Below are 7946 nucleotides of genomic sequence, written 5' to 3'. Positions count from 1 at the left end.
CGGCCTGGCCAAAAACACCGCACACGTGCTGACCTTGTTTGCGCTCTCCAATCTGTGGATGAAGCGAAAGCAGTTGCTGCCGGCTATGGGGAGCGTGCGCCTGTAAACCAGGAAATTCCCACGGAAAGCGCCAGAAATGGCGAAATTCCAAAGATTCAAACGCCACTCTTCGGAACGACGCGACATCCCGCACTCTCAGGCCTCGTTATTCAGACCTTCCCTAAGGGGTTGCGTTGTTGTCAGCGCTACCACTTGCGCTGTGTGCCTTATCAGCAGCTGCTCAGGTGGTACAGGAATATGAGTATGCACCCGATCGTATCTATCAGGTGCGCACAGGCCTTGGCATTACCACTCAGGTGGAGCTGAGCCCGAACGAAAAAATTCTGGATTACAGCACCGGCTTCACTGGTGGATGGGAGCTCACGCGGCGAGAGAATGTTTTTTATCTCAAGCCTAAAAATGTCGACGTCGATACGAACATGATGATTCGTACCGCGACGCATTCTTATATTCTTGAGCTCAAGGTGGTGGCAACAGATTGGCAACGTCTTGAGCAGGCGAAGCAAGCGGGTGTCCAATATAAGGTTGTGTTTACCTACCCGAAGGACACAAGCTTCAATAATGTCGCGGATGCGGATACTTCGAAGAACGGCCCGCTACTGAATGCCAAGATCTTGAAGGATCGTCGTTACTATTACGATTACGATTATGCGACACGGACCAAGAAGTCCTGGTTGATCCCAAGCCGTGTCTATGATGACGGTAAATTCACTTATATCAATATGGATCTGACGCGTTTTCCGACTGGAAATTTTCCTGCGGTCTTCGCTCGCGAGAAAGAGCACGCCGAAGATTTTCTCGTTAATACGACGGTGGAAGGAAATACTCTGATCGTGCACGGAACCTACCCTTTCCTGGTGGTTCGTCATGGCGATAACGTCGTCGGTCTGCGAAGGAACAAGCAAAAGTGAATTCGAATATTCCAAACAGCCCTGATGAGCGCATCCAGAACCATGGCGGCGATGAGCAGCACAACAGTGACCACAACGAGCGCAACAATCCTTACTTCGCGCGCCAGCAGGCCAGTGCGGAACCGGACCTGGATGCCAATGAGCCGATCTTAAGATCGAGCGACATCAAGCGACTTAATCGCAAGGCCCTGGTGTTTCTTGCAGCCATTGCAGCTCTCTTGATTCTCGCCATCTTCTGGCTAGCGACGCAAAGCGGGGAGGATTCCGCGCCCCCGAAGCCGCGTACCGAGACGGTGGTCGCACCTGCGTTGCCGCAGAGCATGACTGCGCCGGTTGAGGAAGCGCCAGTCCCGCTAGCTCAGCAGCCCAGTTTGCCGCCACTGCCGCCAATGCCGACCGACAATAGCGAAGAGGTCAGCTCCGCACCGGAACGTCAGCGCGGGCCAACGCTGTTGGAGCGTCGCATCCTTGCCGAGTCTGCTGCAAATGGCGGTGGGGTTCCCGGTCAACTTGGGGCACAGCCTGCGCCTACTCAGGAAGATGGTCCGGTCACGCTCGCCAAGCCGATCAGCAACCCGGACGGTCTGCTAGTGCGCGGTACCTATATTCGCTGCATCCTGGAGACTCGCATCATCTCCGATTTCGGCGGCTATACATCGTGCATCGTCACCGAGCCGGTCTACTCCATCAATGGGCACAACCTGCTTCTTCCGAAAGGGTCCAAGATGCTGGGTCAGTACAGCGCCGGTGAGCCGACCTCTCATCGTCTCCAAGTTGTCTGGGACCGCGTTACTACGCCTACCGGTTTGGATGTCACGCTCATGGGTCCTGGCATCGATACGCTCGGGAGCTCCGGTCATCCGGGTAACTACAACGCACATTGGGGTAACAAAATTGCTTCAGCACTGTTCATCAGTCTGCTGAGCGACGCATTCAAGTATGCAGCAGCGGAATATGGCCCCGAGACCACAACAATTGGCGTGGGCTCCGGCATCGTTACCCAGCAACCGTTTGAGAGTAATACCGCGCGTAGCATGCAGCAGCTTGCGGAGCAGGCGGTTGTAAAGTCGGGACGTCGTCCTGCCACACTGACGATCAACCAAGGAACCGTGTTGAACGTCTACGTTGCCAAGGACGTCGATTTCTCGGCTGTCCTGCCGAAGTGAATGAAATGGTTGCCATGACGATCGATGACTCCCCGACAGCGCGTATTTCCAATGACTTTCTGGATTACCAGTACTCCGTGCTGGGAATTCTGGACTATCTGAATTCGCCTGACGTGACCGAAATTTGCATCAATCGTCCTGGTGAGCTGTACCTGGAGACGATCCATGGATGGCAGCGAGTCGATGTGCCATCCCTCACCTACGACCGCGCTCGGCAGTTCTGTACGGCGGTCGTCAATGAGAGCAACACCGGGCAACGCATCACCGATGCCGACCCTGTCGTATCGCTGACGTTTCCGACCGGGCAACGTGCGCAGTTCGTGATGCCTCCTGCCTGCGATGCGGGCAAGGTGTCCATCACGATCCGACTTCCTTCGAAGCACACAAAGTCGCTTGAGCAGTACAAGCACGACGGTTTCTTCGACGAAGTGCTTGAGCAATCGGCAGATGTAAGCGATCACGACCAAGAATTGCTTGAGCTGCGCCGCAAGCGCGATTACGCAGAGTTTTTCAAGAAGTGCGTGCTTTACAAGAAAAATGTCGTTGTTGCCGGGGCGACAGGTAGCGGCAAAACGACCTTCATGAAGGCGTTGGTCAACCACATTCCGAACGAAGAGCGCCTGGTGACGATTGAGGACGCCAGGGAGCTATTCATTAGTCAGCCGAACGCTGTGCACCTGCTTTATTCCAAGGGCGGTCAAAGCGCCAGCAACGTGACTGCTAAGAGCTGCATGGAGGCCTGCCTGCGTATGAAGCCAGACCGCATCATCCTTGCCGAGTTGCGCGGTGATGAGTCGTTCTACTTCATTCGCAACTGCGCGTCGGGCCATCCTGGCTCCATCACCAGTTGCCATGCCGGAAGTGTTGAGCAGACCTGGGACCAGCTTGCGTTGATGGTGAAGGCCTCCAATGAGGGCTCCGGTCTGGAGTTCGAGGTGATCAAACGTCTGTTGAGAATGACCATCGACATCGTGGTTCACATCAAGGCGCACGCTGGACGGCGCTTCATCACGGGTATCGATTTCGATCCTCTTCGCACCCTGCGCGGCGACTAGGGCATCGAGTTCGTCGCTGATTTTGATCTGGTTTTGGAAGGAGTACTGACATGTTGCCTGGCATGGAACTGATGGGGTGCACTGGACTGGCCGTCCCCGGCGAGGTAATGCAGCACGTTGTCCGTGTCGAGTCGTCGCGTAATCCCTACGCCATTGGTGTCGTTGGTGGACGCCTGGTGCGCGAGCCACGCGGTCTGGCTGAGGCCGTCGCCACAGCGAAGATGCTGGAGCAGAAGGGTTACAACTTTTCGCTGGGTCTAGGTCAGGTCAATCGGTACAACCTGCAGAAGTACGGTTTGGCTACCTATGAGATGGCATTCGACAAATGCCCTAACTTGGTCGCTGCGTCAAAAATTCTGGCCGAATGCCACTCGCGTTCTGGCGCCAATTGGGGGAAGTCGTTTAGCTGCTACTACTCCGGAAATTTTGAAACCGGCTTCAAACATGGCTACGTGCAGAAGATCTATGCCTCCATTCGTCAGTCGGTCGCGTCTTCCGGCGCAGAGCCCATCGCGGTCGTGCCAACCCGCCAGGTGCAATTGAAGCCCGCAAATCCCCTGCGACAGGCTGCAGCCGAGTTGGCAGACGCGATTGTGGCTCGTCGCATTCAGGAATTTTCCGGGGCGAGCCACACAGCGGCTTCACCGCCAGGGCCTATGCTATCCCAGCCTGCACCAGCATATTCCTTGCCGAGTCGGGTGGCGCCTGTGGCTCCTGCAGCTGCTCCGGAAGAAAACGAACTGTATGTGGTGAAGGCAACCGGACAGGGGCGTGGGGTGGCGGTACCAGCCTCCGGTCCGCAGGCTTCGACGCTGATCGAGCAATCTGCACCCGTTTCTACGCAGCGAGTACCGCAAACCGTTCCGCAAGTGGATAGTGCATTCGTTTTTTAGGATGGAAATTGCCAAGGATATGGCTGCTGGACCCCCTCTGTTCCCAAGGAGTTAGACATGAAGTTTGAAATCGATAACAAGACGATCGCCGATGCCAAAATGGTCGGCACCCAGGCAGTAAAGGCATTGCTATTCATTTCGTTGCTGATGGTGGCCGGCGGTGCATCCGCAGACGGCAATGGTCTTGCAGACACCGACACCCGCGTGTGTGGCTTTTTGAATAATGTGACCAAGCTGTTGAACATGGGCTCGATCGCAGTGGTCACCATCGCAGTCATCGTGGCCGGCTACCAGATCGCTTTCGCACACAAGCGTATCTCCGAGGTCTCGCCAATTCTCATTGGTGGCGTTCTCATCGGTGCTGCTGGCCAGATCGCCAACATGATCCTTCAGAATAAAAACGGCAGTTCGGGTGATTGCTCGACGATCACCGGTTCGCTGATGCAGATCGCTCAATACTATGCATAAAGACGTACTCTTCCGCGGATGCACCCGCCCAGCCATGTTTTTTGGGGTGCCTTACATCCCCTTCTTCATTGGTGCGGGTGGTGGCTTGCTGTTGGGGGTGTACACCAATCTTTGGTACCTGTTGACCATTCCAGTCATCATCTTTGCCATGCAGCAGATGGCCAAGCGTGACGAAATGATTTTCAGGTTGCTGGGATTACGCTGGCTGTTCCGAATGCGTGCGCGAAACCTTCAGCGTTATTCAGGAATGTGGGTCTTCAGCCCAAATGAATATCGCAAGAATCCCCCGGGAAAATCGCGATAAGCACGTAGCCGTTTACCAACCCCACGCACACAACCCGCGTGGGGTTGGTGTTTGCGATAGTCGCTTGGTGTGATGCTTCCTCTCTAAATTTGGTAAGACCATGTTCAGTCCAGACAGTCCGATCAGCGAGTTTGTTTCCATCTCGACGCATGTTGCGCCGTCCGTCGTCAAGACGACCGCTGGCGACTACCTGTTGATCTGGCATCTGGGCGGGCTGCCGTTTGTGGGGCGAGACGAGTTCGAGCTCGAACAACGGCACAACACGTTTAACCGTCTTCTGCAGACTCTGCGCGCCCCGGATTTCGCCAACGTTGCATTCTGGGTCCACGATGTACGGCGTCGGCGCAGAATCGGTGCAGGCGGACGTTTCAAGCAGGCATTCAATCAAACTCTGTCTGACGAATATTACACAGCGCTTTCATCGCAAAAGATCATGCAGAACGAGCTATATTTCAGCATGATTTACAGGCCGGTAGTCACGGGACGTCGCTTGGTGGAGAAATCCGCGAACCCGGACAAGATTCGCGCCGAGGAAGAACAGGCTGTCGCGAAAGTTGTCGAACTGGCTACTAATGTCGAAGCCGTGCTTAAGGATTATACGCCGTACCGTCTCGGTATGTACGAGGCAAAGAACGGCCTGGTTTTCTCCGAGACCTTGGAGTTTCTGGGCTACTTGTTGAATCGGATCGATGAGCCTGTGCCGGTCTTGCCAGCTCCGGTGCCCGCGTATTTGCCCGTCAGTAAGCACATGTTCGCCAACAAGACCGGCGATTTCGTCATTCGTACTCCAGACGGAATTAATCACTTTGGCGCCATCTTGAATATCAAGGAATATGCGGATGGAACCTATCCGGGCATTCTCAATGGCCTGAAGTACCTGGATTTTGAATACGTCATGACCCACTCGTTCAGCCCGGTCGGCCGACACGATGCGCTGAAGGTGTTGGAACGCACCAAGGGGATGATGGTTTCTTCAGGCGACAAATCGTCGACCCAGATTCGCGATCTCGATGTCGCGATGGACGATGTTGCCTCAGGAAACTTCGTGCTCGGCGAATACCATTTCACATTGGCTGTCTATGCCGACAGCCAGGAGAAGCTGGCTAGGCAGATCGCAACCACCCGAGCCGAATTGTCCAATGCCGGCTTCGTCTCGGCCAAGGAAGATCTTGCGATCGCCTCGTCGTTTTATTCGCAGCTGCCAGGTAACTGGCGCTTCCGTACGCGCATTGCCAACCTGAGCTCGCTGAACTTCCTTGGCTTGTCGCCGCTGCACAATTTTGCCCAGGGCAAGCAGCACAACAATCCATGGGGCGACTGCGTCACCACCCTGCAGACAACCAATGGGCAGCCGTACTACTTCAACTTCCATGCGACGCATCCGTCCGAGAACTCATTGGGAGAGAAGGCCATCGGCAATACGATGGTGATCGGCAAGTCGGGTACCGGTAAGACGGCGCTGATCAACTTCCTGTTGAGTCAGGTGCAGAAGTTCGACCCGATTCCGACCATCTTCTTCTTCGACAAGGACCGCGGCGCGGAGATCTTCGTGCGCGCGTGCGGTGGCAACTACCTGGCGCTGGAAAATGGTTCGCCGACTGGCTTCAACCCTTTCCAATGCGAGCGCAATGAAGCCAACACCCAATTCCTGGCCGAGTTGATCAAGGTGCTGGGCGGCAAGGCCGAATACAGCGCCCGTGAGGAAGAGGACATCTATCGCGCGGTGGAAGGCATGCTGGACACGCCGATGCACCTGCGCAGCATGAGCAATTTCCGCAAGAGTCTGCCCAACATGGGCGACGACGGCCTGTATGCGCGTCTGCGCCGCTGGACCGCTGGCAATTCGCTCGGTTGGGTGTTCGACAATCCGGTGGATACGATCGACCTGACGCGGGCGTCGATCATCGGGTTCGACTACACCGACGTGATCGACAACGCTGAAGTGCGCGTGCCGGTGATCAATTACCTGCTGCACCGCCTGGAAGCGCTGATCGACGGCCGCCCGCTGATCTACGTGATGGACGAGTTCTGGAAGATCCTGGACGGCAAGGGTGGCCTGAAGGAATTTGCCAAGAACAAGCAGAAGACCATCCGAAAGCAGAACGGCCTGGGCATTTTCGCCACACAGAGTCCCGAAGACGCACTGGCCAGCGACATTGCCGCTGCATTGATCGAGCAGACGGCCACCATGATCCTGCTGCCGAACCCGAATGCCAGCCGCGACGATTACATGGAAGGGCTCAAGCTCACCGACGCCGAATACCAGGTCGTGGTGTCGCTGGATGAGCGTTCGCGCTGTTTCCTGGTTAAGCAAGGCCACGCGTCGGCGGTGTGCCAGCTCAACCTGCGCGGGATGGATGACGCGCTGTCGGTGATTTCCTCGTCCACCGACAATATCGAGATCATGCACCAAATTCTGGCGGGCAAGGCCGGCAAGCTGGGCGTCACCGTGGACCAACTGACGCCGGAGCAGTGGTTGGCCGATTTCTATGCCAACCGCAAGGGCTCCGGTAAGCGCAAGTCGGCCAAGGACAAGGAGGTCGAAGATGCATAGTCAGTCCAGGCACGCGAAGCGGTTCCACACCGCACCATCTTTATTTGTGTCACAGGAGGCGAAGAACACCATGGCAATCAAGTTCAGACATTTTTCCCGGGTCTTCATGGGACTGGTGCTGCTCAGCATGGCGGGAGCGGCCAGTGCGCAATGGGAAGTGGTCGACAAGGATCTCAACACGAAAACCAAGGAAATTCAGGATTCGCTCAAGCTTGGTAAAAAGCCCAAGGACAAGGACAGCGGGACAGAAGTCGACAAACCCAAGGAAGAGCTCAAGGTGGTTCCGGACGACTACGGGATTGCGGATTGCTCTAGGGAAGGTCTGAATAACGAGGCCTGAGAGTGCGGGATGTCGCGTCGTTCCGAAGAGTGGCGTTTGAATCTTTGGAATTTCGCCATTTCTGGCGCTTTCCGTGGGAATTTCCTGGTTTACAGGCGCACGCTCCCCATAGCCGGCAGCAACTGCTTTCGCTTCATCCACAGATTGGAGAGCGCAAACAAGGTCAGCACGTGTGCGGTGTTTTTGGCCAGGCCG

Annotated in this window: 7 protein-coding genes and 3 pseudogenes; 9 read left to right on the top strand and 1 reads right to left on the bottom strand. The window is 55.9% G+C overall.

Features of this window, described 5'->3' with window-relative positions:
• From F7R02_RS23070 to F7R02_RS23030, 9 genes and pseudogenes are all read left to right on the top strand, one after another.
• Nucleotides 1–106: pseudogene (locus F7R02_RS23070) on the top strand (IS5/IS1182 family transposase); the annotation flags it as partial.
• A gap of 127 nt (nucleotides 107–233) precedes the next feature.
• Complete coding sequence (locus F7R02_RS23065) at nucleotides 234–971, top strand: TrbG/VirB9 family P-type conjugative transfer protein (protein WP_015472270.1); 738 nt, start codon at nucleotides 234–236, stop codon at nucleotides 969–971.
• Nucleotides 968–2137: a TrbI/VirB10 family protein gene (locus F7R02_RS23060; RefSeq protein WP_078589924.1), complete on the top strand. Its 1170-nt coding sequence runs from the start codon at nucleotides 968–970 to the stop codon at nucleotides 2135–2137. The genes F7R02_RS23065 and F7R02_RS23060 overlap by 4 nt, the downstream gene beginning before the upstream one ends.
• A gap of 5 nt (nucleotides 2138–2142) precedes the next feature.
• Nucleotides 2143–3192 (top strand): P-type DNA transfer ATPase VirB11, encoded by a 1050-nt coding sequence (gene virB11 / locus F7R02_RS23055; protein WP_172397232.1) that lies wholly within the window; start codon nucleotides 2143–2145, stop codon nucleotides 3190–3192.
• A 62-nt stretch (nucleotides 3193–3254) separates the two neighbouring features.
• The gene (locus F7R02_RS23050; RefSeq protein WP_167521095.1) at nucleotides 3255–4085 is read left to right on the top strand and encodes a lytic transglycosylase domain-containing protein; all 831 of its coding nucleotides are present in this window, start codon (nucleotides 3255–3257) and stop codon (nucleotides 4083–4085) included.
• 57 nt (nucleotides 4086–4142) lie between these two features.
• Entirely contained in the window at nucleotides 4143–4553 is a 411-nt protein-coding gene (locus F7R02_RS23045; protein WP_011051714.1) for a TrbC/VirB2 family protein, read from the top strand.
• On the top strand, nucleotides 4546–4857 hold the full coding sequence (locus tag F7R02_RS23040) for a VirB3 family type IV secretion system protein (RefSeq protein WP_078589921.1): 312 nt from the start codon (nucleotides 4546–4548) through the stop codon (nucleotides 4855–4857). The genes F7R02_RS23045 and F7R02_RS23040 overlap by 8 nt, the downstream gene beginning before the upstream one ends.
• Nucleotides 4858–4957: 100 nt before the next feature.
• Nucleotides 4958–7411, top strand: coding sequence for a VirB4 family type IV secretion/conjugal transfer ATPase (locus tag F7R02_RS23035; RefSeq protein WP_078589920.1), 2454 nt, complete (start codon nucleotides 4958–4960; stop codon nucleotides 7409–7411).
• Between the two features lie 70 nt (nucleotides 7412–7481).
• Nucleotides 7482–7724 (top strand): annotated as a pseudogene (locus F7R02_RS23030) (hypothetical protein); the annotation flags it as partial.
• A 116-nt stretch (nucleotides 7725–7840) separates the two neighbouring features.
• Here F7R02_RS23030 and F7R02_RS23025 read toward each other — a convergent pair.
• A pseudogene (locus F7R02_RS23025) lies at nucleotides 7841–7946 on the bottom strand (IS5/IS1182 family transposase); the annotation flags it as partial.

The organism is Xanthomonas cissicola, from assembly GCF_008801575.1.
Taxonomy (GTDB): domain Bacteria; phylum Pseudomonadota; class Gammaproteobacteria; order Xanthomonadales; family Xanthomonadaceae; genus Xanthomonas; species Xanthomonas cissicola.
Note: the sequence above shows the minus strand (reverse complement) of the source record. Positions and strands in the feature narration are given on the sequence as shown.

Bases quoted from the DNA above. Each gene is read 5' to 3' on its own strand.
- F7R02_RS23045 (WP_011051714.1), top strand. From the start codon at position 4,143: ATGAAGTTTGAAATCGATAACAAGACGATCGCCGATGCCAAAATGGTC.
- F7R02_RS23050 (WP_167521095.1), top strand. From the start codon at position 3,255: ATGGAACTGATGGGGTGCACTGGACTGGCCGTCCCCGGCGAGGTAATG.
- virB11 (WP_172397232.1), top strand. From the start codon at position 2,143: ATGGTTGCCATGACGATCGATGACTCCCCGACAGCGCGTATTTCCAAT.
- F7R02_RS23040 (WP_078589921.1), top strand. From the start codon at position 4,546: ATGCATAAAGACGTACTCTTCCGCGGATGCACCCGCCCAGCCATGTTT.
- F7R02_RS23035 (WP_078589920.1), top strand. From the start codon at position 4,958: ATGTTCAGTCCAGACAGTCCGATCAGCGAGTTTGTTTCCATCTCGACG.